This window comes from Endozoicomonas sp. ONNA2 (assembly GCF_024606365.1).
Lineage (GTDB): Bacteria > Pseudomonadota > Gammaproteobacteria > Pseudomonadales > Endozoicomonadaceae > Endozoicomonas.
In genome coordinates, this window is record NZ_JAHHPO010001035.1 from 1 (window position 1) to 1723 (window position 1723).

The 1723-nt window shown below is 55.4% G+C and carries 1 protein-coding gene; it reads left to right on the forward strand.

The features are described 5' to 3' along the window. Positions 1 to 1627: RNA polymerase-associated protein RapA (rapA, locus tag KDK14_RS18390; RefSeq protein ID WP_257266655.1), on the forward strand; the 1627-nt coding region annotated here is incomplete at its 5' end. Between the last annotated feature and the right edge of the window lie 96 nt (positions 1628 to 1723).

The following is a 1723-nucleotide window of genomic DNA, read 5'->3' on the forward strand; positions in this document are numbered from 1 at the left end:
TCGCAATACCCGGGCCGCCGTTGGCGGATTCTCTGGTCGTGCGGTTCAGGGCTACCCCCGGGTACTGCCGGAACTGTACGAAATCGCCCTGGAAGAAGAGTCCAACTACCGCCATAACCTCTATCCGGAGCTGGCTTACCAGGCACAAATCCGTGTTGATGATATGGACCCCTGGTGGAAGGTCGACCCCCGGGTAGACTGGCTGATGAAACTGCTGAAACTACTGAAGAAAGAGAAAGTGCTGGTTATCTGTGCCAATGCCAATACGGCACTGGACCTGGAAAATGCCCTGCGCATACTGTCCGGTATACCGGCAGCGGTTTTCCACGAAAACATGAGCATTATTGAGCGGGACAGTGCTGCGGCCTATTTTGCCGAAGAGGAGCATGGTGCCCAACTGCTGGTTTGTTCAGAGATCGGCAGTGAAGGCCGTAACTTCCAGTTTGCCCACCATCTGGTGCTTTTTGATCTGCCTGAACATCCCGACCTGCTGGAACAGCGTATTGGCCGACTGGATCGCATTGGCCAGACTAAAGCCATCAAGATTCACGTGCCTTATCTGCTGGGCACTGGCCAGGAGGCACTGTTCCACTGGTTCGACTCGGGATTGAACGCCTTTGCCGATACCTGCCCTGCCGGTAGCATGGTGCAGATGCAACTGGGTGACGCGCTGTTACCCTATCTGCAACCGGGTAGCCAAACCTCCACAGAAGCCATGGAGCCACTGTTGACCGAGGCTGCCCAGTTGAACCGGCAACAGATGGAGCATCTCCATAAAGGCAGGGACCGACTGCTGGAGCTGAACTCCCGTGGCCTGGTCTCCAATGAAGATATGATCAACGACATTGAAGAGCAGGAACAGCCAAGGCAGCTCAAGCGGTTTATGGAGAAGCTGTTCGAAGGCTTTGGTGTCGAGGCGGAAGACTATTCCAGACACTGCCTGATAATCCGTCCCGGCAGCCATATGCTCACCAGCTTCCCCGGCCTTTTGGATGATGGCATGACCGTCACCTTTGACCGGGACATGGCACTGTCCCGGGAAGACGTGCACTTCCTGACCTGGGAGCACCCCATCGTCAGTGAAGGGATGGACATGGTGCTGACCAGCGAGTTGGGGAATACCTCGGTGGCTTTGCTCAAAAACAAGGCCCTGAAACCCGGTACCATGCTGCTGGAAGCGATCTACGTGGTAGAAACCAGTGCTGAGCGAACCCTGCAGCTGGACCGCTACCTGCCAGCAACCCCGCTTCGCTGTCTGATCGATCCGGGATTCAACGACCTATCGGAAAAAGTGGCGTTTGACACCCTCAACGCCCAGCTTCAACCTTTGAAACGGGGTGTTGCCAAGAAACTGGTGAATGCCCAGCGGGCACCCTTTCTCGCCATGCTGGATAAAGCCGAAGGGTATGCCAAAGATCGGGTACCGCCTATCGTTAATGTGGCCTGCCAGAATCTGCTGAGCGACGTCACCGAAGAGATCAAACGACTGGCGGCGCTTAAAGTCGTTAACCCGAATGTCCGCGATGAAGAGATTGAGTACCTGAAAAACCGTGCTGCACTGGGCCATCAGGCACTGCAAAAAGCGGTTCTTCGACTGGATGCCCTGCGGATTATGATTGCCGGTTGATATTTTCCTGCTGGCTCCTGTCTTACTCACTCCGGGCCCACCGCACACTTTCGTCCAGAAGCAAAAGCTTTGAACCACGAAGCACACAAAGAGCAC